Raw genomic sequence first — 24247 nt, 5'->3', positions numbered from 1 at the left:
AGCGTAAGCGGAAGCTCGAACTTGTCATTTTTGCTCTGCTCGGCTTGGGGGGATTTCTAATGCATGCCGCATATGGGCTGAGGCTTCCAATCCCCAACCCTCTTGAGTTTATTCGCTTGTTCAAGGTAGGGGGATCATAGGATGGGGATAATGAAAAACAACCTAATTACACCTCGCCAGTTCAAGATCATCATTATTTTCAGCCTAATCGGAGATACCATTCTTATTCTTCCGAACATAGTAGGCAGCTTGGCCAAGCAGGATGCCTGGATATCCATGCTGCTTGCTATCGCGGGGGGGATGCTGGTCGGATGGCTGTACTCCAGCCTGATTAGCCGCATGGCTGGTCGCAGCTTGATCGGGGTTACGATCGGAATAAGCGGCAAAATTGTCGGAAGCATCCTAGCACTCGCTTTAATTGTTGCCTTTTATACTACGATCCTTACGCTGATCGTTGAGCTCAGCTTTTTTGTGACGAGTCAAATGATGACTGAAACACCTTCAGAGGCTATTGTGCTCTCATTTCTTCTCGTCACGACAGTTGGTATGCGCTACGGTGTGGAGAGCTTTGCGCGCATGAGCGAACTCCTATTTCCACTCTTTATCAGCATGTTCATTTTCCTGGCGATCTGTCTGCTTCCCCAAATTAATGTCAGCCAACTATTCCCTATTCTCAGCCCAGGATTCATCCCGGTCCTCAGGGGCAGCTATCCTGCATTTGCTTATGCATTCCTGGAATCGGCTGCGTTGCTAATGCTTGTGCCCCACTTAACAGGAGATCAGAAAAGCATAAAACGAGCGGTCAGAGACGGTTTTTTTATCGGGGGGATCCTCCTTTTCATCATCGTGTTGCTCTGTGTATTGGTGCTGGGACCAAAAATGATGGAGATTAAATACTACCCGACCTTTCTGTTGGCGCAACGTATCGAGATCGGTCGGTTTTTGGAGCGTTTAGAAGCCCTTTTGACCTTTCTTTGGATTGTGACCGTATTTTACAAAACGCTTTTATACGCCTTTTGCATCTTGAAGGGTTTTTCTGAAATGCTGAACTTAAAGGAAGAACGTTTTCTGTCGATGCCAGTCACTCTTCTGCTGCTAGCAGGCAGCCAGTTGAACACGCCGAGTGTGGCAACCTATAATGAGCTTTTAAGCTACTTTCCTAACTTTGACATCGTTTTTTATCTGCTCATTCCACTGTTGCTGTACCTGTTGCTCGGACTGCCTGCCATCAAGCGAAGGTTGGAGCCCAGTCGAGCCGGTAAGAGCTCCAAGCCTAAGAGCGGGAGCGGCCAGAGTTCATGATGCTGGATACAGTCATTGGGGTCAAAAAAAGGAACTGTCCGCTCGAGCAGACAGTTCCTTTGTGAAGTGATATGGATGATCTAACTGTTGAATGGGGTTAAGATAAACCTCAGCCTCTGACGTTCCGGCGCAGAAGCACGGCACCGTTAACCGGAAGTGAAATCGTATCATTGGCGGCTTCGCCGGAATCGAGGAACGTCAGCCCCTTTTCTTGCAGCCGGACCTCGCTCGCCGCACCGGAGAAGTTCAACAGAAACACATAGTCCCTCTCTCCATCACTGCGCAGCTGAGCGGTCACGCCTGTAGGAAGCTCTGCGTCCAGCGCGCGCCGCACGCCTGCCTCGCGAACAAGAGCTCCGTAGTAAGCTTCATAGAAGCTCGGATCAGACACACGAGCGGCCAAATAATACACTTTGCCTTCCCCGAAATTGTTCGCCGTAAGTACCGGACGTCCTGCATAGAAGTCCTCGGCATACTCGGCCAACGACTGGGCTCCTTCGGTATGGATCAGCTCGCAAATCTCATGAATGTGGTAGCTGCCCTCAAGTCCGAGCGGATTGCCCGGCTTCATAACGGCTAGATTGCTTTCCCCATCATGCAGGCCCTCAATCTCCTCAGCCCATACTCCCGCCGCCTTGCGCAGCGGTCCAGGGAAGCCATCCAGACGGCATAGATCATGCTCGTCCACAACGCCGCTCCAGTAGGTCATCGCTACCGTGCCGCCAGCTCGGACAAATGCTTCAATCCGCTCTCCGGCATCTTGCCGCAGCAGGTAAGCCATTGGCAGCAGCAACAGCTTATATCCATCCAGCGAATCATCCGAGCCGATTACGTCTACAGGGACGCCCTGCTCCCACAGCGCACGGTAATGCTGCACAACTGTCTCTTCATAGCGCAGCCCGCCGTTGCGCGGCCCTTGTGCATCGTTCACTGCCCAGCGGTTGTCCCAATCGAAGAGGATCGCCGTCTCTGCCGGAACCCCTGTGCCGACCAGCTCGCCGAGACTGGCCAGCTCCTGCCCCAGCTCCGCGACATCCCGGAACACGCGAGTATGTTCATGTCCGACATGGTCAACGACGGCACCGTGGAATTTCTCGCTGGAGCCGCGGCTTTTGCGCCATTGGAAGTACTGTACGGAATCCGAGCCATGCGCCACCGCCTGCAGCGAGCTGAGCCGGTGCATGCCTGGCCGCTTCAGCTTGCTGATCGGTTGCCAGTTGGTCAAGCTTGGTGTGCTCTCCATGAGCAGGAACGGCTTGCCTTTGAGCGTACGGAATATGTCATGGTTAAAGGCGAACCAGGTTGCCATGCCGACATCGGATGCTTCTTTGTGCCACATCGGATAGGCGTCCCAGCTAATAACGTCAATCGCTTTGGCCAGCTCGCGATAGTCCAGATCATAGAACAAATCCATCAAATTCGTCGTGCTCGGAAGGTCGGGATTGGCAGCTTTGAGCGGTGCGATCTCGGCACGGCAGAAATCCGTTGTCTGATGCGTCACAAACCTGCGCCAGTCGAGGTTATGCCCGTGCACCATCGTCTCGCCATGCGGCGCTGGCGATTCCACCTGTTCCCAAGACGTGTACGTGTGGCTCCAGAACGTCGCCCACCAAGCGGCGTTCAGGGCATCCAATGTGCCGTAGCGCTCTTTCAGCCACTCCCGGAAAGCATCCTGGCAATAACCGCAGTGGCATTCTCCACCGTATTCATTAGAGATATGCCAGCCGACAACCGCGGGATGGGAGCTGTAGCGCTCCGCGAGGCTGGTGTTCATAATCCGTACCTTTTCCCGGTAAACAGGTGAGCTATAACAGTGGTTATGCCGCAATCCGTGCAGATTGCGAACCCGATTCGCACCGGTGCGCAGCACTTCAGGATACTTCTCCGACATCCAGGCCGGGCGAGCGCCGCTCGGGGTAGCCAGCCAGGCAAAGATTCCGTTCTCGGCGAAGGTATCTAACAACCGGTCGAACCAGCCGAACTCGAAGCGGCCTTCTTCCGGCTCTAGCGCTGACCAGGCAAAAATGCCGACCGACATCACATTACAGCCAGCCAACTTCATGAGCCGAATGTCCTCCTCCAGCACGGCGGGGTCATGCTGCCACTGATCCGGGTTATAGTCCGCACCATGCATCATCACGGGCAGCTTGGAGCTGACGGGGGAATGTTTGAGCTTGTTAGTCATTATGATCGAGCTCCTATCTGTATAAATTCAAGTTTCATTGAGGCAACTGCGAATGCGTTACACGTTCATATCCTTATCACGGATGGATGCAAATTAAAGCGGTTCCATCGCTTTTTATAGGGTGGCTGTCATTCCCTAAACCTGGAGCTCCAGTAAAAAGCCAATAGCCCTATTATAAAGCTGGCCACGGCAAAATGGCTACTAGAGTAGGACAACGATTTCTTATACTTTGATCAAAATTAGGCCATCAATTGGCTTATTAAGATAAAAAAAAGCCGCCGCCTCCTCGAAAAGGAAGCAGCGGCTTAAATTATTGAAAAGGAATTAAGCTCCTTGGCCTGCGTTCAGGCGCTCGCGCATTGCATTGACATCAGCGCTCTCAAGGTACTCGTCATAAGACATCATACGATCGATGACGCCTCCAGGCGTAATCTCGATGATGCGGTTCGCAATCGTCTGTATGAACTGATGGTCATGCGAGGTGAACAGCAAAGTGCAGTCCGTATCGATGAGCCCGTTGTTGAGTGCAGTGATGGATTCCAAATCCAAGTGGTTGGTCGGTTCGTCCATAATAAGCACGTTAGCGCCGGTCAGCATCATTTTGGAAAGCATGCAGCGGACTTTCTCGCCACCGGAAAGTACACTCGCTTTCTTGAGAGCCTCGTCGCCGGAGAACAGCATACGGCCAAGGAAGCCGCGGATGAACGACTCATCCTGATCCTTGGAGTATTGACGCAGCCAGTCGACCAGGTTCATGTCCACACCCTCGAAGTACTTGGAGTTGTCCTTCGGGAAATAACCCTGGATCGTTGTAATGCCCCACTGAAAAGTGCCGGCATCGGCCTCTTGCTCGCCCATGATGATCTGGAACAAAGCCGTATTCGGCAATGTATTGTGGCCGACAAAGGCAATTTTGTCGCCTTTATTGACAGTCACTGTATAGTTGTCCAGCAGCTTCTCACCGTCGAAAGACTTGGTCAGACCTTCGATAAGCAAAATCTGCTTGCCGGCTTCGCGCTCACCCTTGAAGTTGATGAATGGATACTTCCGACTTGAAGGACGAATGTCGTCCAACGTGATCTTGTCAAGCATCTTCTTGCGGCTCGTCGCCTGCTTGGACTTGGACTTGTTGGCGCTGAAGCGCTGGATGAACGCTTGCAGCTCCTTCACCTTGTCTTCCTTCTTCTTGTTGGCGTCGCGATGAAGCGCCAGCGCCAGCTGACTGGACTCATACCAGAAGTCGTAGTTGCCTACGTACATCTGCAGCTTGCCGAAGTCGATGTCAGCGATATGCGTACATACTTGGTTCAAGAAGTGACGATCATGGCTGACTACGACTACAGTGCCTTCGAAAGTGGAGAGGAACTTCTCCAGCCATTCGATCGAGTGCATATCCAAGTGGTTGGTAGGCTCATCGAGCAGCAGAATGTTCGGTGTACCGAACAGCGCCTGAGCAAGCAGGACGCGGATCTTCTGGTTGCCGTCGAGATCTTTCATCAGCTTGTCATGCACATCCGGCGTAATGCCGAGGCCGTTCAGCATCTCAGCCGCCTCGGATTCGGCTTCCCAGCCGTTCATGTCTGCAAAGTCGGCCTCGAGTTCGCCTGCGCGCATGCCATCTTCATCGGTGAAGTCGGTTTTGGCGTATAAGGCGTTCTTTTCGGACATTACGTCGTACAGCTTCTTGTGTCCCATGATTACTGTCATCAGAACCGCTACTTCGTCGTATTCAAAATGGTTCTGCTTAAGCACAGCCATACGCTCGCCCGAAGAAATATGAACCTCGCCGGTGTTAGCTTCGATCTCGCCGGAAAGAATTTTCAGGAAGGTCGACTTGCCCGCTCCGTTTGCGCCGATAAGGCCGTAGCAGTTACCAGGGGTAAACTTGACATTCACATCTTCAAAAAGGGCACGCTTGCCGTAACGAAGCGATATTCCGCTCGTACTGATCATCTTAGGAAATCCCGTCCTTCATCTATAGTTTGGCGGTCAGCCGCCTACAATCCCTAACCCATGCACCAACTTAACCGTCATTAGGAAGATGGCGTTGGCGAAGACATGATGAGAACATATCCTTTCGGACAAAAACCTCGACATGTCAAAAAACACACTTCTCTCAGTATAACATATATCCTGAGATCGTGGGAAACACACCGCGTTTGAAATCGCATCACCCGCACCCCAGTCGAGCTCCACCCGCTTCCCAGCACAAACCATGCTCATCTACTACATTGGGTCGGTTAAAAATAACGTCGGATAACGTTTAGTGTTGTCCTTTCGCGTCTTAATCGGTGCAGTCGTTTCAGGGCCAAGTATTTCTGCGGTGATACCGGAAAAACTCTCAAGCGTGAATTGTAGGTAACCCACGATTATTCCGAAATCGTTATACACATCGTATAAAGCAGCCACTCTGGTCGTTGTGAATGCCCTGGTCGGTAATTCAAAGTGGGTTATGCCGCCGTTAGGAGGAATGATGAAAGAAGGGGTCGGGGATACTCTTTCTCCATAAGTATCCCTGAGGAAAAAGGAGTGGTTTCTCGTGTTGTTGATGATGTCGAATCCTTGCGTGGTTCCGGTAACATCTCCTTGTGCCTCAATAACATCGGATTGTCTTGGGAATTTGGAAACGATGTTGGAAACGATACCGGTAACGATGACCAGCAGAATAAACAGAATCAGTATAATGCCGGAACTTGACTTAGAGCCCATTCTAAAGCCCCCGTATCTTAATAGTTTATGAACATTCTATTTATAAACTATGAGAAAGAACGGGGTTCCGACCCGGTATTTGACCCGATAGACTAATAGTAAAAAAAACGGCGGCTCGCGCCACCGCTACTCTTTCTTCTGCTCAGTTCCAGTTAAGCTTGACCTCGCTGCCTGTGCGAGAGGATTCATAGATCGCATCCAGAATGCGATTGTTCGTGAAGCCCGTCAGCGCCGAGCTGATCGGCTCATTGCCGGAAGCGACGCACTCAAGGAAGTGGCGAGTCAAAAGAATCCGGTCTTCCTCGCCCTCGAGCGGAACGATGCCCTCTTCTACGACTCCTTCTTCATTATGCGTGACATAAGTTCCGTTGCTGCCTGCATAGCTGGCTCCGCCCTCGGTTCCCATCAGGTGAATGAACGGATCTTCACTTATGCCCGCGGAGTGAGCCGCCCAGCTAACTTCCAGCGTAAGCGTTGCTCCATTGTCCATTTTGATCATGGCCGTAGCAAGGTCCTCGACATCATAATAACCGTCCCAATTCGGAGTTCCCCAGTTGCCTACACCTTTGCGCTGAGGACCGAACTCTGCATAAGTAGTGCCAAAAACGCTGACCGGGCGCGGATTGCCCATCAGATACAACGACAGGTCGAGCATATGCACGCCAATATCAATCAACGGACCGCCGCCGGCCATATCTTTACGAGTAAACCAGGAGCCCCAGCCGGGGATGCCTTTTTTGCGCCACCAACCGGTCTTCGCGTTGTAAACGCGTCCGAGCTTGCCGTCATCGATCATTCCTTTGATCGCGCGGCTCAGCCCGTTGAAGCGCATCTGATGCGCGACCATCAGCACCTTGCCGGAGGAGTGTTTAGCGTCAAGAATGGCGCGGGCGTCCGCTATGTTGATTGCCATCGGCTTTTCGAGCAGGACATGTTTACCTTGCTTCAAAGCCTCGATCGCCAGTCCCGCATGGAACTGATTCGGCACGCAGATGACAACCGCGTCGAGCGAGGAGTCCTCCAGCAGCTGCTGCGGTCCTTCATGCACGGTAGGAATGCCGTGTTCCTCTGCTCTTTGCTGTGCAAGCGGAAGGTAAGTGTCGGTAACTGCCACGACCTCAGCCTCGGAAATCTTTTTGAATGTATCCATATGAACGTTGCCGATACCTCCGGCGCCAATAATGCCTATGCGAAGTGGTGATTGAGTCATAGTTGCTTATCCTCCTGTCGAATGACAAATCCTACTCAGTATAGCATTGCCTACCGGGGCGTTCGAGGCTTACTTGTGGCGCGTCTATGTGCGAATTTGGCTTCAATTATTCATATGCCAGGTTTCACCGTGGGGCAGCATCACGAGATGCTCCGCCTCGATCCCGCTGCTGCGGCGCGCATTCTCCAGTCGATCCAGAGCTTCCTGCGGCGTGTCGTCCGCAAGCTTGAAGGTGCCGTAATGCATCGGTACGAACAGCCGCGCCCGCGTGTCGCTGAACGCTTGAAGCGCCTGCTCCGGCGTTGTATGCTGCGGACCCATAAATTCCTCGGGGTCGTAGGCCCCGATCGGCAGCATAGCCACATCGATGCGGAACTTGCGGCCAATGTCCGCGAAGCCCCTGAAGTACCCGGTATCACCTGCAAAATAAACCGTCGGATACCGTCCCGCATGCGGGCGCGGAGCATCCGGATGAAACGGATCGAACGGGCCTTCGTCCGCATCGGCGCTGCCGCCGGGAGCTTCGGCTGGGCCGGCGCTGCCGGGCGCTCCTCCTGCTGCGGCTATGCCGCCGGGAGCTTCGGCTGGGCCGGCGTTGCCGGGCGCTGCTCCTGCTGCGGCTATGCCGCCGGGAGCTTCGGCTGTGGAACTTCCGAACGCGGCCGGGCGAGCTGGCTTAGGCTGAGGCGGATGCGAGCTCACTCCATGGAGAGTAGCTTCGCCTGGCTGATGATCTAGCCCATGCTCCGGCTGGATGACCCAGCCCCCCCAGTGGGACGAGTTCATGTCCCATGGGTTACGTCGCGCCCAGTGCTGGCTTGGCACGAACGTCAGCTTCAAGCCGCGAAAATGGTAGCTTTCCCACCAATGCAGCTCATGCACACGCGTAAATCCCTTGCCCCGCAGCTTGGCGCCGAGCCCCGCCGGCACAAGGATTGTTTTGGAGCCGCCAAGTCGGCGCAGTGAGCTCATATGAAGATGATCGTAATGCGAGTGGGACACCAGCACCAGATCAATCGGAGGCATATCCTCCAGCGGCACCCCGGGAGGCGCAAGCCTCCTTTGCATCGCCATTTTGCCAGCCCAGACAGGGTCCGTCACGATATTAATCCCCGCCAGCTGCAACAGAAAAGTGGAATGACCGATCCAGGTCAGCGACGGCTTCGTGCGGTTATGATGAAGGAATTCCAGATCCGGCTTGCTGTTCGGCACGGTAAAAGAATAATCGCGATCCTGCCTATTCCATATCTTCTCCTGCCTCCAACGCTTGAAGTGCTTAGAAGTCTTTTGCGTTGCGACGGGATCCATGTTACCGAATTTGGATTTGGCCATCTTGGTTCACCCTTTCACAAACTGCTGCGAAAATAGTCGATTAAAAGTCTATTCCTACAATAACAATCCAGCGAAGCTGATGCAATTCGCATCGCCTGAGGGAATGCGCTACACTAGTAGAATAGAGCTTGCGTTTATTTACCCCTGAGCAGGAGGAACGAAAAATGAAATTAATCTCGATTGAACCAACACCGAGTCCTAACTCGATGAAATTAAACGTAGATGAGACGTTGCCGCGCGGACGTCGTTATACTTATCTTCCCGCCGAGCCGGACTCTGCACCGGAGCCGCTTCGCAGCCTGCTCGGCATCCCGGGCGTCCGTAGCCTGTTCCGCACAGCCGACTTTATTGCACTCGACCGCAAGTCGAATGCCGATTGGGCCGCCATTCTGGCGGAGGCACGGCGGCTGCTTCAAGCGGAAGTGGACGGTGCAGCAGTCGGGCCGGATGCGTCTAACGGCTTCGGCGAAGCGCATGTGCTCGTCCAAATGTTCCGCGGCATCCCCATGCAAATTCGCGTCAGAATGGGCGATGGCGAAACGCGTGCGGCGATGCCTCAAGCATTTACCGATGCGGTCACCCGTGCCGCTGGCTCTACAATGATCCGCGAGCGCAAGCTTGAGGAGTTCGGCGTGCGCTACGGCGACCCAGAGGAAATTGCCGCCGAGATTGTCCGCGAGCTGGAAGCTTCCTACACAGCGGAGCGACTGGATGCTCTGGTAGAGGCTTCGCTTGCTGCCGGTCCAGGCGAACAGCTCGCCACGACAGCGGCTCGCCCTCCGCAGCTCAGTGCAGCCGAAGCCGAGCCGCTCATGGCCGCAGAAGATTGGCAAAGCCGCTACGCGGCGCTTGACCGTCTCGCATCGGATGAGAGCGCGTTGCCGCTGCTGGAGCGCTCGCTCGGCGATGAGAACGCGAGCATCCGCAGACTGGCCGTCGTTTATCTCGGCGATCTGAAGGAGAGCCCGCAGACGCTGCCGCTGCTGATCCGCGCGCTCGGCGACAATTCCGCCTCCGTCCGCCGCACAGCCGGCGATACATTGTCGGATCTCGGCGATCCCGCTGCGACTAGCGCGATGATCGTTGCACTGGCCGATCGCAACAAGCTCGTTCGCTGGCGCGCAGCTCGCTTCCTGTACGAAGTCGGCGACGACAGCTCCCTGGAGGCGCTGAAAATAGCCGCCGAGGACAGCGAATTCGAGATCCAGCTGCAGGCGCAAATGGCGCTGGAGCGCATCCAGCGCGGCGAAGAAGCTGCCGGGTCCGTTTGGCAGCAGATGACGGCGATGCGCCGCAAAGAATCCGGCGAGACTAGCGCGGAATAACGCCATTTAACCGACAAAGCCGCATCAGGCTTCCCACTCGTGGGAGTGACCTGATGCGGCTTTCTTTTATAGAACAATGTAGCAGCTCTTCAATCTGCCTAAGCTATGAGACCAAAATGCCTATGCAGCCCAGAATCAGCCGTTGCTGACCGAGGAGAGCTGCTCTGGAGGTTCCAAGGAAGATTCAATTAATCAGCGTAGCCCTTCGGTGCCCTGGGGTAATCCTTCGTCCATTGATGATCCTTCCCAATTTCGGCGTCCGAGAGCAGATAGTACTTGTGGCTGACCTCATTTCCGCGATCCGGGAGCGGATCATCCCAAGTTGCATCAAGATGATACCAGCTCCCGTCCAGCCGTACCAAATTCCAGGCATGATCCCCCGATTCCACCGTTCCTTCGATAATCCGCACCTCCAACCCGGCATCGCTGAGCATCCGATAAGCGAGCAGCGCATAACCTTGGCACACTGCGGAACGCAGCTCCACCGCCTCATACGCTGTATAACGAGACAAAGACTCATCATAGCGAATATGACGCACGATCCAGTCATGAATGGCGCGCACCTTTTCCTCGTCGCTCATCCCCGGCTTCACAAGTTTCGCCAACATAGCCTTGGATTGCTCCGCCACCTCTGCTGTTTGCTCCGGAGTTTCCCGATACTCGGCCTTCATTCGAATCGTAGAAGTTTGGCGTGCCGTTTGAATCTTATAGGAATAGGATTTCAGGACATAAGCAGTATAATCATCCTGAAAAAGAGCCTGCTGCACCAGATCCGGCATCAGTTTCACCAGTTCCTCATGCTCTCCCCGGAACGTCAGTTGAAACTCCGCTCCCCTGCTTTGGAACCCCTTCGCCAGACCGTCCACAAGCTTCGCTCGGGAACTGCCAGCCTCTACAATTGTAGAGCGGACTTCTCCCTCGGTTTCCTTGAGGTCGGTTTCGGCCGCTGGCCTATTGTTGCCGACACCCACCCCATCGCTAGAGCTGCCCGCTGCTACCTTTTCAACGTCGCTCGCGTCTGCCGCTGACTTGTCTTCGCCACTCGCATCCGTTGCTGACTCGGCATTACGATCTGTGCCAGATTCGTCTCCGGCCTCGGGCGGAGACAGACTGCCTCTTGTTCCTGCTCGCAGTTCTGCTTCCAACTGCTCATCTGACCCTGCTCGCAATTCAGCTTCCAATCGCTCATCTAAACCTGCTCGCTCACCAGACTGGGCCAAAACCGCCGCAGTATCCAGCCGATCAGCCTGGGCAGGCTCATTCACTCTTGCCTCTACTACATATATGGATACAGCTAGCGAAAGAGCTAGCAGCAAGTTCGCCATCCGATGCTTCATCAGCCCATCTCCTTCCGGAATTGACTCCCATCATGTAAGTATATGTGGACGATCCCGGAGAAGATGAATCAGTTCACGAGAACTACGGCAGGTTTTAAAAATATGTTCATAACGACGAAACGGAGAAGTGCTATTTACGGCAACTGGAATCGTTTTCTAAGTTAACGAAACTGAGAGAGCTTATTTAGCGTTTCTGCCTAAAAAACCGATATTCACAGGAATAACGCGTTTCAGTTAATTTCAGTGTTGTTAGAGTCTCCATGTACATGCATTCCGGCCAAATAGCGCTTCTGAATTCCGCTAAGGAATTCTTGGTCATCTGCTCGTCGGGGCCGCTTTCGGCGCGTTCAAGTAGCTTCGACTTCTTCCTTTGCTCCTCTAGGCCGCTTTCGGCGCGCTCAAGTAACTTCGACTTCTTCCTTTGCTCGTCGGGGCCGCTTCCGGCGAGTTCAAGTAGCTTCGACTACTTCCTTTGCTCGCCTAGGTCGTTTTCGGCGGGTTTCAAGTAACTTCGACTACTTGCTTTGGCCGTTGGGGCCGCTTTCGACGGGTTTCAAGTAACTTCGACTACTTGCTTTGCTCGCCTAGGTCGCTTTCGGCGCGCTCAAGTAGCTTCGACTACTTGCTTTGGCCGTTGGGGCCGCTTTCGACGGGTTTCAAGTAAGCCTGCCGTCTTTCCACGTATGCGGAAGACGGCAAACACCCCCATTAAAAAATAATGGGGGTGGGAGCATCATGAGGAAGACTGCGGCGGTGCAGCGAAGGGAGGCGAAACCTTTTGGAGAAGCGGCAGCGGTCCTCTTGGAAGGCGGATGCCCACACCTTGGTGTGTTGGGCAATCAGGGCATCCGCGTTCCAGAGGAATCGGAGAAAGGTTCGCCTCACGCAGCGGAGTTCCGCCAGCTGTTGACCGAATCACCGGTTCGCCTCACGCAGCGGAGTTCCGCCAGCTGTTGACCGAATCACCGGTTCGCCTCACGCAGCGGAGTTCCGCCAGCAGTCGACCGAATCACCGGTTCGCCTCACGCAGCGTAGTTCCGTCCGCAGTCGACCGAATAATACTCAGAGCTCCCAATCCCCTCTAACAGCCAAATATAGAGCCGCCAAGTACCCTCGCGGATCACTATACCGAGCACGCTCATGCCCTAGCTTCACAATGAAATGCATCCAGATGCGCTCCTCCAGCCCCTGCGCCGCAGTCTGCGGCTTAGGATCGAGGCGTTCGGCCCAGCCCTGGAGCAGCTGCCAGTCCTGTTCCTGCAGTGAAGCGCGGCGAGTCTCATCAAGCTCCAGCTCCGGCAAGAGCAGGCCTTTGGCCTGCAAGCGGGCAATCCGCTTGTCGATGCGAGCTCTGCGCTTGCGATGCTCCGCGGTCGCCTCGGTGACGACAATCGTGCCAGCCACCATATCGCCGACCCTCTTGTCGGACTTGCTGAAAAACATCGCAACACTGCCTATAAAATATCCCATCGGCAACAGATCGAGCAGTCGAAACAGATTGCGGATTACGATCGGCACAATCGTCGCGGATTGGCCGGTGGACAGCAGCACGCGTAATCCCATCGCTTTTTTGCCAATCGTCTGGCCGCCTCGATAGGCTTCCATGACGATGAAATAAGCTACATTAAACAGAATAAGAAAGATAAACATGCCGGCAAACAGATAATCGTATCCGTCATTCGGGAACCAAGTTGAGGAAAGCAGATAAATGGTTCCGGCCGTGCCGAACACAATTAATAATGATGCAGCGAGCAGCAGCAACACATCGATAAGATGCGCAATCGCCCGGCTGCCGAGACCGGCAGTTCGATAACGCAGGCGAACCTGTTCCGGTGTGAGCAGGACGGTTTCTTTTTCTAACTGAGTGTAAAAGGACATTACGGTGTTCCTTTCCCTTCCAAAGCTAACTGCATACCGCCGCGCTCACCGACAGCCCCTGACTCACCTTCCGCTCGGGCGCCGCGCGAGGTACCGTACAAATAATACGCCACGCATGCAACGAGAGTCAGACCGGCAATGGCATACTTAACCCAAAGCGGCAGCACGGCTGGAGTAATATAACCTTCAATTAAGCCCGCGATGACAAAAAGCGGAATCGTACCAAGCAACAACAAGGCCGACTCCTTGGCGGACTGGACAAAAACGAGCCCTCGGGGCAGCTCACCGGGTACAAAAAACTTATATCCCATATAAAAACCTGCGCCCCCGGCGATGAAGATGGCCAACAGCTCGATAACACCATGCGGCAGGATGTAAGCCCAGAATGTATAGGTATATCCCGTTTGAGCAAATACAGCCGCAAGCGCGCCGATCAGCAGCCCGTTGAACACCATCAGATATAACGTGAAGAACCCCAGCGTCACACCGCTAAGAAAGGCCAACACTGCCACTCGAATGTTGTTCGTCATAATCTCCGCCGACATGATTGCGCTATTGATATCGCCTCGGTCGCTGTTAACTCTTGAGGGATCAACCCCATCCGCCATACCGGCAGGAAGCACCGCGTGGATGACAGATGGATTAGCCGATATGGCTAAATAACCTAGCAAACCTCCGAATCCAAACAGCAATCCCGCCAGTAAAATGAAGGGCATCCGCATCTTGATCAGCATCGGGAAGCCGTAGAGCATGAACCGCAGCGGATGGCTTTTTCCAGCCGTTCCGCCCGCATGCAGCTGATTATGTGAGCGAGAGACAAGATCGTTAAGCAGAACAGTCGCCTCGCTGGCCGGGGCATGCGTTTGCAAATAAGCGAGATGCGCCGAGGCAGTCCGATACAGCTCCCCGAAGCGATCCAATTGTGCAGCCTCAGCTCGTGCGCTGCGCTTGCCAAGCAGGCCTAGCAGAGCTTCCAGCTCCGCCCAAGACGGCTTATTGCGCCGTATGAAAGCAGTTGTGTCCATGAAGCATCTCCTTTGCGGCTATCCTCACAGCAAGCCTCGATCACGAATGTCCAGATACGTATTAACCGCACTAACAGCAAGCTGATCCGGTGCTGTATCAAGCATCGGGATGCCAGTGCTGCCCATACGACGAACCAGCAGCTGCCGTTCCAACGCATAGGATGCGGCGATGCTCTGCACATAAGCCTCCGAGAGCGTATCCGGACGCGTCTCTTCCAATTGCCGCATGACAGGATTTTGCAGCGACATTAGCACCAGATGATGCTGCTTACGAACCTTGGCCGCGTACGCCAGCAGCTCGGTATCATGCAGATAATGGTCCATATCGGAAAAGAGCACCGCAAACGAGCGCTTGCGAATCCGCTTCAATAAAAATCCTAGCCCGACGGACGTTCCTGCTTCCGCATAGTCACTGCTGATCCCACTCGCTGAGCGCGTCAGCGTCTGCAGATGCGCAAGCCCGCGTCCCGGCGGAATAAACAGCTTCACGCTGCTGGAGTAGGCGATCAAAGCAACCTGATCCCCTTGCCTCAGCGCAGCTGCGGCCAGAGTCAGCGCCGCTTCCAGGGAGCGGTCGAGCTTGACCTGACCGTCCAGCTCCACGCCCATCTGACGGCCGCAGTCCAGCAGCAGCACGAGCGTTTTGCCCTTCTCAGGGCGATAAAGATTCGTCAACAGCCGACCGGTGCGTGCCGTAGCCCGCCAGTTCACCTCGCGGATGTCATCGCCGGCGGCATACTCCCTAATCGCGTCGAACTCCGTGCCGCCGCGTTGGCGGCGATAGATGCGCTTGCCGTCCACCAGCAGAGAATCCTGTGCGGATGCCAGTACGCCCCGCACGCCGGACAAGTCCGGGTCGATGCGGATATCATCCTCGACCGTCAGCTGCGTCTGCTTCGACCAAAGCCCAAAGCCGCCGCTCCAGCGAAGATCCACCTCACGGAAGCGATAATTGCCGCGTTCCTCAGCGGTGAGCCGATAGCTGAACCCGGCAGAGCCGCGCAGCGGGCCGCCGACCGTTCGTCCATCTGGCCGATGGAAAGAGCCCGGAATATCATCCGCCAACTCTACCAGAAGTTGAGCCTTAGAGCGGCAAACCGCGTCTAAGCCAACTTGGAATGTCCGGCGAATCTCCGAGCTTTCCGGCAGCCGTCGGCGTACCGTCCAGGCGAGTGCGCGCGGCAGCCGTACCAGATCGATGATCGACAGCACGAGCAGCGCTGCGCACCACGCCACAAAGACGACCCAGTGCAGGCCCAAAGCTCCAGCGCCAGCAGTTGCAACCGCTCCAACCGCCGCCCAGCCCGCTAGACGGCGGGTTGGCAGCGGAAAGCGACGCAGCAGCCTAGCGAGGAACCGGAACCGATGCCAACGTTTGCCGGATGATGCCTTCACCGGTCATCCCCTCCAGTTCCGCCTGCGGCGTCAGCAGCAACCGATGACGGAGCACCGGTAGCGCCATTTCTTTGATGTCGTCGGGCGTCATGTAGTCTCTTCCTTCTAGCAGCGCCCATGCGGATGCGGCACGCAGCAGCGCGATGCCTGCCCGCGGGCTCGCGCCGAGCTGCACGCCTTCGCTCTCCCGCGTCGCGCGAACGAGTACAGCCGTATAAGCATATAGCGCCTCTTCTACAACGACGTTTTCCACGCGGCCCTGCAGCTCACGGATCTGCTCCCCTGTAATGACTGGCTCCGGCGTCACTTCTGCGAGACCTCCCGCACGGCGATGATTCCGCAGAATGTTAACTTCCGCCTGTTCCCCAGGGTACTCCAGAATCAGCTTAAACAGGAAACGGTCCAACTGCGCTTCCGGCAGCGGATATGTACCGTCATATTCCACCGGGTTCTGCGTCGCTACTACGAAAAACGGCTCTGGCAGCGGGTAAGTCGTACCTTGTATCGTTACCTGCCGCTCCTCCATGGCTTCGAGCAAAGCAGCTTGGGTTTTAGGTCCGGAACGATTGATCTCATCGGCCAACAGCACATTTGTAAACACAGGTCCCTTCACTACCGCGAAGCTCTGCTCCTGCATGTTGTAGGTAACGCTACCCGTAATATCTCCTGGCAAAAGATCCGGTGTGAACTGGATGCGTCTCCAGTTGCAGCCTGATAAAACAGCAAGCTGCCTTGCCAAGCTCGTTTTGCCGAGTCCTGGCACTCCCTCCAGCAGTACATGCCCACCCGCGACAAACGCGGTGACGAGCAGCCGGATATTACGATTTTGACCATGAATTCGCTGCTCCAGCGATTCTAGCAAGTTTTTCAACGTCTCTCTCCCCTTCCCGACAGGCTGCTGCCTCTCAGCAGAGCCGCCAGTTCGCTCGTATCTCTAGATCTTGCTATAAATTCGCGTCTTGCCGCCTTACGTCCGCTAGCGACTATCGGCCGTTCTTCAAGTACATGCTGCAGCCGCTGCGCATCCTGCTCACTCCAGCGGCTGCGTGCCGCTGCTGCAGCCTGCTCCGGCGTTGCGGCAGGACTCAGTCCCCAGCGCTGGGACAACTGCTGACGCAGCCGTCTACGTTGCCGATCGAGCGCATCGTCCATCAGGCCAAACCGCTCGTACCAGGCGGCAAGTGCCCGCGCCGTCTCATCTCCGCGCCGCACCGTCCATTCCCGTGGAATGCGTACAGGGCCGAAACGTTTGCCGCTGCTCCACAGCCATAACAACATTGCCAGCAATAACATAATGCTAGCCAGCAGCAACCAGTTAGGATAAACCGCGAACAAACCCGGCTTCAACGTGTATCCATGATGCTGCTCGTCAAACATAATCTCCGACCAGGAGCCAGCCAGCAAAGCAGCCATAATCTCCGTATGGGAAGCTCGAAGCGCCGCCCCGTTCTGCATCCAGCGCGGCTCCACCACGAAGGTAACGGAGCCTTCTCCGAGCTTCAATCGGCTGGCAAGTACGCCTTCGCTATCCTTTACCAGCGTTTCGGCATCATTGCTCGCACTCTGGATGCGCAGACTTGTTGACACCTCAGCTACATAACTCCCCGGTCCAACCAACGCTTCCGCTTCAATAGGTTTCTCAGGTGGAGGAGCATCCTTGCCGCTGGCGCTATCCGTCTCGTTCTGGTCAGTAGCTTCTGATTCCTTCTCCTCCGCTGGAGCTGCCCCTTCCTCTGAATCAGCATCATCCGACTTCCCGCCGGACAGCATCCAGTCTAGGGGCTCCTCGCCGCTATCATCTAGAAGGAGCAAATGGTTCCCTGCACGCAGCCAGCTCTCCATCGCTTCCCATTCCTTTGGAGCGATTTTGTTAGGCCCAACAGCAATCATCAGTCGGTTCGAGCCGGTTTCCGGCAGCTCTTCCCAGCGAAGCCGCCACTCTCCAACATTGCCATTCCGCTTCTCCAGCAGCTCGCGCCAAGCTCTGACACCATCCGTATCTGCTGAGGAGCTAAGATTCGCCGGCTCATCTGGAAGCTGAGGACGGGCCAGTAACAGTCCTAATAACAAGAAAAGCGCAGCTGCTGCCGGAAGCAGCCAGAGGACGCGATTGGATTTTCTTTTCAACGCGGTCCCCCCTCTCCCGTAACTTCGGTGAGCAGGTTTCGCATGCTCTCGAACAGCTCTTGCGAGCCTTCCAGTTTGCCGTACCATATCCGTTCAAAAAGCTCCATCGCTTCCTTGAGCGCAGGCATATGAGAAGAACCCGACTCCGACAGCTCGTCCAAATACTCACGATTCGTTTTCCAAAGCTCGACGCGCAGTGCTCCCTGCTCCTCCAAATAGAAAAGCAGGGCTAGAAAGACGGCTCGAATGCCGTCTCTCCAGTCCTCTTCCGCACCGTGCCGATCACCGAGCTCCGCATAATAATGCCAGGAACGGCTATCCTCACCCGGCTCCAGCCAATCGCCGGATCGCAGCCGCCCTGTACGGCTCCGACGATTTAACAGCAGCCAGCCTATCCATACGATAAAACCAACCAGAGCAAGCACGATCAGGATGGCAAACACGCTGATCGTCCCCTTACCCGGCGTAAGGCCGGGGAAGATGTATTTCAGCAGCCGTCCAAGCCCCTCAAGCAGCCAATCCCAGAGGGAAAAGCCCGGTCCCTTGCGGTAAGCGGTATATTCCTCCCCAGCGAGAATGCCTTCCAGCTCACGGCGTTCATTCATGGACGATTGCCGCCCTCAGAGCCGCCGCTTCCATCGGAACCTTCTTTGTTGTCAGTTCCATCGTTCCGCTCGGAGCTTCCATATCCACCCCATGATGCTGGCGGAGCCGGAGGTGTCTGACCCCCATATGGATCGGCATCGTTCAGCAGTTGATCCAGGCCGTATCCATCGCGGCGCACACGCAGATCGAAGAAGCTAACCGCATACGGGAGAACCCATAAAGCGCCGATCAGAATGGACACAAGCGAACTCACAATGTAATTTAGCGTGCCTCCACCGAACAGAGCCGTCGTTCCCAGACTAATCACTCCGGTGAAGATGCTCAGCAGCAAACTTAGCACGATATATAACAGGAGCAACCGCCAGAAGCTGCCCTTCGTCACGCGCCAGCTGTAGCCAAGCCCAGTGCCGCTCTCGTCGAAGGCTACAAATGGCAAATAATACGCCCAACGGATGACGAAGAAGGTAATAAGCAGCACTATAGCCAGCAAGAACACAAAAATAAGAAGCACCATTCCAGGAGAAGTTCCCCCCATGCCGGATGCACCTACTACCATCGTTAAACCAATAATTATCCCAGCAGCTATGACTACCAGCAAATACATGCCGAATATAATAACGCCAAAGAGCAGTGTACTGCCCGTAAGTGGCCAGAAACGACGGAACCCGCGTTTCAGCAGCTCGCCTGGGCCGGGCACTTCTTCGCCTGGGAGATGAGCCTGCACCAGATGCAGGACCGCTGCTACCGAGACCGGACCGAGGAACAGCATCATAACGAGGGCGGCCAACAAGCTAAAAATAGCTAATCCAGTGATCGGCTGCGCTTCCGGGTCCACCGTGTTAAAATATTCTTCGAAGTTGCCGTCCTGGAAGCCACTAATTATGCCAGAGTAGGAACTACCGCTATCTCCCGATAAACCCATTGTGGCCAAGGCCATCGGCCCGTACAAGACAAGCATGATAATAGCTAAAGTTGTAAAGTGAGTGCGATAAAGCTGGAAACTGCGGTCCAGTATCCGGCCAATTCCCATCGGCCTCAGTTGTTGCGGTTGTTGCATCGAATCGTCCCCCAGTTCTTATGTACAATACTGCTTGAATCTCTGCTTCTGTTCTTCATTCTACCTTGCTTATTAATTCTATGCTTCTAAATACCTCCACCATTATACATGATTCGACTTTATTTATCTGTTTATTTTTACCTCAATACCCTGTTAAAAGGGAACTGTGAGTTGTAACTTAAGCGAAGCTGGGCATGCTGGGACTTAAAAAATCCATTCCAGTCCATTGCCCGCGGCGCTTATTCCTCTGCTTGGGATTAACCTCTTCCCGAGCCGCTAGTCAGTCGAGCCAGCTGCTCCAGCACACCGCTGCCGCTGTCCAGCGAGACGCTGCCCATGCGCTCGAATAACCGCTCCAGCACCTCAAGCTCCTTGAGCCGGTAGAGCGTGGCATTGTCCTCCATCAGTCGAGCCGTGTTCAGCAGGCTGCGAGTTGAGGCGGTCTCCTCCCGGCGCGTGATGAGGTTAGCCTGGGCTTTTTTCTCCGCCAACAGCACTGTGTTCAAAATATCGCGAATCTCGCCCGGTAAAATGACGTCCTTGATGCCCGCGCTCAAAAACTCCACTCCGTACTCCGTGCCGGCTACGCGCAGCCGCTCCAACACTGCTGTCGCCGCATCTTCGCGGGAGGAGAGTAGGGCATCTAGCTCCAATCCGCTGATGTAGTCGCGAAGAATGAGCTGCAGCGCGATATAAAGCTGCTCCGACAACGATTTGATGTCCAGCGTCCGCGCTGGATCGATGATGCGGTACTGACTGACAAAGTTCAGCCGCAACGTGATTTTGTCAGCGGTCATCATCTCCTGACCAACCAGATCCAGCTGCTGACGGCGTAAGTCCACCTTCAGCACGCTTGCCTTGACCGGGCCATCCCAGAAACGGTATCGTCCCGGACCTAGCTCACGCTGGCTCACATGATCGAAATGCAGAAAGCCGCGCTCCCATCTCTCGACTTCAAGTACACTCCAGTATGGCCTGAGGAACTGGATCAGCTCCGACCCCAGCTTAGAGTCCAGCTCCGGTTGTCGCGTGTCAATGCGCAGAAAGCTATACTCCCCCGCTCCTTTCCAAAAGGCATGGATGCCCGGGTGCAGCAGCTTGTTAATACGACCATCGGCATAAAACACAGCATATTCCGCATCCTGCACCTCAATGACCTCGAGCTGCTTCGCCAACGCTTCGTCCTGCAGGTAGACGGACAGGGGGCCGTCAGGCGGAATGAATGGCTCATCAATGCGATGGACAACAACACTTTCACCGCGAAGGCGGTTCAGCACAATCGTGCCCGGCTTCAACAATCCGGCAAAACTGCCTCTGCGGTACAACAATCCTCTTTCTGTCTGCTTAATCGTTATAGTTTTAAACATACTACCAGCTCCTTTTATACGTATGGTCCTTAAGACCGTTGCATTCCATGATATGGTGGCGTACGATCCAAGCTCGCTCCCTCGCGAATCGAGCGGAACGCTCGGTGCGCATCTGCGGGAATGTACCGGTTTCCAGGGCAGCCCTTCTTCTCCAGGAGACACCTTGTGGGCTGCCCCTGAAGTGTTCGGGCTCCCGTCCGAACCGGACTTTCACCGCCGCTTGCCCCGGCGTTGCATAGCTGATCTGCGGCTGCCGCCTTAATTTAGCGCGGCTGGGACCGGACCTGAATCGTTGCCCTTCCATTTCTCGAGGTCGGCTAATGCCGTTTTCCGCCACGGACCGCCCGCTCGGGCGGCCGGGCATCAATTTAATACGAGAAGACTAGCAAAACATGCCGTGACGCATCGCGCTCAGCACTGCGGAACATGGCCTGCGGCCGAAATCCCTGCCTAGTTGCCCTTGCCTTCTGGTTCATCTTAACGGGCAGGGTGACGGCGGAACAGGGCGTAAGTATGGCAAAGCTCTTTTTCATTGTGCAAAAAATGGAATCGGGAGGAATCGCGTCGACTCTTGTAGAATCAATAGCGTTCGGTTTCAGACGATCGGGGGAATTAACGCATGGCCAGGGAAAGCTTTGACAAGGAGATCGAGCTGCTCCGTATGATGGCGCTGACGGGCGGCAGCTATAGCCGCAAGGAATCAGCCGAGCGACTGGGTATATCCGTCCACACGCTAGACAAGGCGCTGCGCCGCCTTAAAGAGGTAGCTGCAGGGAGCTCCCCCTTGGCATCTTCCGACGCGTCAAATGTGCTGGACGTATCTGCTGCCGCGACGACGCCCAATCCAGGCTTGACGGAGCTGTTGCAGGCGAGGCGCGAGAGCGGGCGCGACCCGATGCTCATGTTCCTTTTTCGTGCAAAATCACTCAAGGAGTCGGAAACGATCCGACTTGCTCTGCTGCTAGAAACGCTGCAGCTTGGACCGCTTCCGAGCTGCTAGAGGCATGCTGGGCCGCCATGCCGGAGGAAGCGGCTTTGCCCGATGAAAAAACGATCCGCTCCGATCTTGCCTATCTGGTAGAAGCCGGTATCGTCTCCCGCAGCGGCCAACGGCCGTTTCGTTTTCGCCTGCGCAATGAACTATGGAACCAATTGGAAACGGAGGAGCTGCAGCGGCTAGAGCTGTTCGTCCATGTTATGGCTGGTACACGCGTCCCGTCGGTTCTCGGTTACCTCCTGCAGGACAGTCTCCGCCGCAGCCTTGGTGAAGCGGAATGTCTCAGCTTCGGCGTTGGTTTTGCCTACCATTATGATTGCCGCATTCTCGATGAAGCTTATCTGTACCCGCTGCTCACCGCGATCGAGACACGCTCACAGGTAACATTCGATTACTTAACGCCTAAATCAGACAGCCGCTACGTCGCACGCGGCACGAATCCGCTGCATGTCCGGCAAAACCCGGCCAGCAAAGTAACGATGCTGCCGCTCAAAACCGTTTACGACCATCAGTATGGCCGCTGGTATTTGCTTGGCTTCAAGCCAACCGTTGGTCTCGGTTCGTGGCGCATGGAAGGGATCAGCGGCCTGGAGATGGGCTTGCCCGCCGACCCGGAGTTCGTCGCGCTCAAAAGAGAGCAGCTTGAAGAGAAAACCCGCTGGAGCTGGCTCGTTGATATGGGAGCGCCGATTCGTGTATCGGTGCGCTTTTTCCAACCGGAGGGTGCTCGCTACAACTTCATCCGCGAACGAGTGCTGCTGCAAGGGCAGAGCGGAATCATTAGCGAAGAGGGATCGGGATCGTTCCTGTTCCACATTGAAGTGAATGGAACGAGGGAAATCCGGCCGTGGCTGCGCAGCTTCGGATCGAGCTGTGAGGTGCTGGAGCCTAAAGCGATGAGGCAGGAGATGATCGAGGAATGGAAGGAGCTTGCGAAAATCTATGAGTCTGTTTGATAAAGTGCATAATCACGAGTTAAGTCGGCGTCTGGCAGACAGCGGTGCGCTCGCCGTCACAAGCGGGGAACGCTCCTGGCTGCGGCTCATGCTGGAGCATCACACCGCTCCTTCCTTCCTCGGTGCAACAGCATTCGATAAGCTGCAACTGTTGTTGCAGGAGGACGAACCGTTATCTCTCGCCCATTTGAAAGAAAAAGCCCGCAGTCGTGAGCGGCGATTATACGCCCCTTACCTGCCGGAGCTGGCTGAGTTGATCCGCTGCCGCAGCGGCATGAGAATTACTTGTGAGGGCAAAGGAGGCCTTGTTCGCCATCACGCGCTTGGTTATCCCTATCGTCTCGAATATGCGATGTCCACAAAAGAATGGTATTTGCTCTGGCTTCAAGCAAATGGCCGCCCTCTCATGCGAACTCGACTGTCGCGTATGCACGGCGTGGAGCCAATGCCCATGCCGCCGAAAGAAGCAGACCGCCTCGACCGCCGCATTGCGGCTCTTAGAGCGCGCCGTCGCGCCAATGCAGTTATTGAACTATTGCCCCGATATAACCGGGAGCTGTCGCGTATTCTGTACGCCCTGTCTTGTTTTCAGCAGGAAGTACACTATGATGCGGAGAGTGGAATGTATCGGATCACCGTTACTTATCAAAAGGATGAGTCTGGCTATTTACTGCTGAAGCTGCGTTTTCTCGGCAAGCGGGTGCGGGTACTGGAAGGAATATCGCTGCAAAATGAACTAAGAGCCAGCGCCTTGAAGGCACTGGCTCGATATGGGATAAACGAGTAGGAAAAAAAAGGGGGGGGAGGAGGATTGCTTAATATTGGACTTTGACTTTCAAAATCTCGACCGATTCTTCAATCTTGGCAATCAGATTGTGCTGGGCGTCCAGCCGTTCGGTAAACGAGTTCAATGTCGTAATGTCCTCGGCGGTTGCAGCGACTTGCTGAAACGTTAAATCTAGGCGCTTTTCGATACGATCCAAGCGTTCGTTCGTTTGGCGAAATCCTTCGGCTTGTCTAACTTCCAGCGAGTCGAATCTGCCTTCCAGCGTCTCGAATCTACTTTCCAGCGTCTCGAATCTACTTTCCAGCGTCTCGAATCTACTTTCCAGCGAGTCGAATCTACTTTCCAGCGAGTCGAATCTGCCCTCCAGCGAATCGAATCTGCCTTCCAGCGAGTCGAATCTGCCTTCCAGCGAGTCGAATCTGCCTTCCAGCGAATCGAGTCTGCTTTCCACCAGTTCGAATCTACCTTCAAGCGAATCGAGTCTTCCATCGATCAACCCGAGTCGCTCGTCAATGCTTTCGAGACGCGTGTTCATGCCTTTTATAACGCCTATTAATTCCTTCAACGTTTCTTCCACTGCAATCGCCCCCTTGTCCTCTCCCTATTATAGAGGTTAACCTCAAGGACAACAATACCCTAGGAGTTAAGTTTC

20 protein-coding genes and 1 pseudogene are annotated in these 24247 nt (G+C 55.0%); 6 read left to right on the top strand and 15 right to left on the bottom strand.

Annotated elements, in window-relative coordinates; all coding sequences use genetic code 11:
• Positions 1-141: 141 nt before the first annotated feature.
• Positions 142-1302 (top strand): GerAB/ArcD/ProY family transporter, encoded by a 1161-nt coding sequence (locus CGZ75_RS21815; protein ID WP_089526365.1) that lies wholly within the window; start codon positions 142-144, stop codon positions 1300-1302.
• 109 nt (positions 1303-1411) lie between these two features.
• Here the strand turns inward: CGZ75_RS21815 and CGZ75_RS21810 are convergent, their stop codons facing one another.
• The 5 genes from CGZ75_RS21810 to CGZ75_RS26095 form a co-directional block, all read right to left on the bottom strand.
• On the bottom strand, positions 1412-3487 hold the full coding sequence (locus tag CGZ75_RS21810) for a beta-galactosidase (RefSeq protein ID WP_089526364.1): 2076 nt from the start codon (positions 3485-3487) through the stop codon (positions 1412-1414).
• 324 nt (positions 3488-3811) lie between these two features.
• Positions 3812-5440 (bottom strand): ABC-F family ATP-binding cassette domain-containing protein, encoded by a 1629-nt coding sequence (locus CGZ75_RS21805; RefSeq protein ID WP_089526363.1) that lies wholly within the window; start codon positions 5438-5440, stop codon positions 3812-3814.
• Positions 5441-5713: 273 nt separating this feature from the next.
• Complete coding sequence (locus CGZ75_RS21800) at positions 5714-6196, bottom strand: hypothetical protein (protein WP_089526362.1); 483 nt, start codon at positions 6194-6196, stop codon at positions 5714-5716.
• A gap of 142 nt (positions 6197-6338) precedes the next feature.
• Complete coding sequence (locus CGZ75_RS21795) at positions 6339-7406, bottom strand: Gfo/Idh/MocA family protein (protein ID WP_089526361.1); 1068 nt, start codon at positions 7404-7406, stop codon at positions 6339-6341.
• Positions 7407-7508: 102 nt separating this feature from the next.
• Positions 7509-8738: an MBL fold metallo-hydrolase gene (locus tag CGZ75_RS26095; RefSeq protein ID WP_245851037.1), complete on the bottom strand. Its 1230-nt coding sequence runs from the start codon at positions 8736-8738 to the stop codon at positions 7509-7511.
• 164 nt (positions 8739-8902) lie between these two features.
• On the opposite strand from CGZ75_RS26095, the gene CGZ75_RS21780 reads away from it, so the two are divergent.
• Positions 8903-10063 carry a virulence factor gene (locus CGZ75_RS21780; RefSeq protein WP_089526360.1) on the top strand — a complete coding sequence of 387 codons (1161 nt, stop codon included), beginning with the start codon at positions 8903-8905 and terminating at the stop codon, positions 10061-10063.
• Between the two features lie 188 nt (positions 10064-10251).
• On the opposite strand, the gene CGZ75_RS21775 is transcribed toward CGZ75_RS21780, so the two are convergent.
• Entirely contained in the window at positions 10252-11400 is a 1149-nt protein-coding gene (locus CGZ75_RS21775) for a transglutaminase domain-containing protein (RefSeq protein WP_089526359.1), read from the bottom strand.
• Between the two features lie 266 nt (positions 11401-11666).
• On the opposite strand from CGZ75_RS21775, the gene CGZ75_RS24850 reads away from it, so the two are divergent.
• Positions 11667-11909: a hypothetical protein gene (locus CGZ75_RS24850; protein WP_176444958.1), complete on the top strand. Its 243-nt coding sequence runs from the start codon at positions 11667-11669 to the stop codon at positions 11907-11909.
• A gap of 226 nt (positions 11910-12135) precedes the next feature.
• The gene (locus CGZ75_RS21770) at positions 12136-12357 is read left to right on the top strand and encodes a hypothetical protein (RefSeq protein WP_089526358.1); all 222 of its coding nucleotides are present in this window, start codon (positions 12136-12138) and stop codon (positions 12355-12357) included.
• Positions 12358-12462: 105 nt separating this feature from the next.
• On the opposite strand, the gene CGZ75_RS21765 is transcribed toward CGZ75_RS21770, so the two are convergent.
• The 8 genes from CGZ75_RS21765 to CGZ75_RS21730 form a co-directional block, all read right to left on the bottom strand.
• Positions 12463-13278 (bottom strand): RDD family protein, encoded by an 816-nt coding sequence (locus CGZ75_RS21765; RefSeq protein ID WP_089526357.1) that lies wholly within the window; start codon positions 13276-13278, stop codon positions 12463-12465.
• The gene (locus tag CGZ75_RS21760; RefSeq protein ID WP_089526356.1) at positions 13278-14303 is read right to left on the bottom strand and encodes a stage II sporulation protein M; all 1026 of its coding nucleotides are present in this window, start codon (positions 14301-14303) and stop codon (positions 13278-13280) included. The genes CGZ75_RS21765 and CGZ75_RS21760 overlap by 1 nt, the downstream gene beginning before the upstream one ends.
• A 24-nt stretch (positions 14304-14327) precedes the next feature.
• Entirely contained in the window at positions 14328-15698 is a 1371-nt protein-coding gene (locus tag CGZ75_RS21755; protein WP_089526355.1) for a DUF58 domain-containing protein, read from the bottom strand.
• The gene (locus CGZ75_RS21750) at positions 15649-16569 is read right to left on the bottom strand and encodes an AAA family ATPase (RefSeq protein ID WP_089526354.1); all 921 of its coding nucleotides are present in this window, start codon (positions 16567-16569) and stop codon (positions 15649-15651) included. Before CGZ75_RS21750 ends, CGZ75_RS21755 begins: the two co-directional genes overlap by 50 nt.
• A complete protein-coding gene (locus tag CGZ75_RS21745; RefSeq protein WP_176444957.1) occupies positions 16566-17825 on the bottom strand; it encodes a DUF4350 domain-containing protein in 1260 nt (419 codons plus the stop codon). The genes CGZ75_RS21750 and CGZ75_RS21745 overlap by 4 nt, the downstream gene beginning before the upstream one ends.
• On the bottom strand, positions 17822-18430 hold the full coding sequence (locus CGZ75_RS21740; protein ID WP_089526352.1) for a DUF4129 domain-containing protein: 609 nt from the start codon (positions 18428-18430) through the stop codon (positions 17822-17824). The genes CGZ75_RS21745 and CGZ75_RS21740 overlap by 4 nt, the downstream gene beginning before the upstream one ends.
• Positions 18427-19488: a DUF975 family protein gene (locus CGZ75_RS21735; protein ID WP_089526351.1), complete on the bottom strand. Its 1062-nt coding sequence runs from the start codon at positions 19486-19488 to the stop codon at positions 18427-18429. The genes CGZ75_RS21740 and CGZ75_RS21735 overlap by 4 nt, the downstream gene beginning before the upstream one ends.
• A 257-nt stretch (positions 19489-19745) precedes the next feature.
• Complete coding sequence (locus CGZ75_RS21730; protein ID WP_089526350.1) at positions 19746-20855, bottom strand: slipin family protein; 1110 nt, start codon at positions 20853-20855, stop codon at positions 19746-19748.
• Between the two features lie 619 nt (positions 20856-21474).
• Here CGZ75_RS21730 and CGZ75_RS21725 point away from each other — a divergent pair.
• Both CGZ75_RS21725 and CGZ75_RS21720 read left to right on the top strand, forming a co-directional pair.
• Positions 21475-22808: pseudogene (locus tag CGZ75_RS21725) on the top strand (WYL domain-containing protein).
• Complete coding sequence (locus CGZ75_RS21720) at positions 22795-23595, top strand: WYL domain-containing protein (protein ID WP_089526349.1); 801 nt, start codon at positions 22795-22797, stop codon at positions 23593-23595. Before CGZ75_RS21725 ends, CGZ75_RS21720 begins: the two are co-directional and overlap by 14 nt.
• A 28-nt stretch (positions 23596-23623) precedes the next feature.
• On the opposite strand, the gene CGZ75_RS21715 is transcribed toward CGZ75_RS21720, so the two are convergent.
• Complete coding sequence (locus CGZ75_RS21715; protein WP_089526348.1) at positions 23624-24172, bottom strand: tropomyosin; 549 nt, start codon at positions 24170-24172, stop codon at positions 23624-23626.
• Positions 24173-24247 lie beyond the last annotated feature (75 nt).

The organism is Paenibacillus herberti, from assembly GCF_002233675.1.
Lineage (GTDB): Bacteria > Bacillota > Bacilli > Paenibacillales > Paenibacillaceae > Paenibacillus_O > Paenibacillus_O herberti.
The sequence above is the reverse complement of the archived record's forward strand: the minus strand, read 5'-3'. Positions and strand labels throughout refer to the sequence as shown.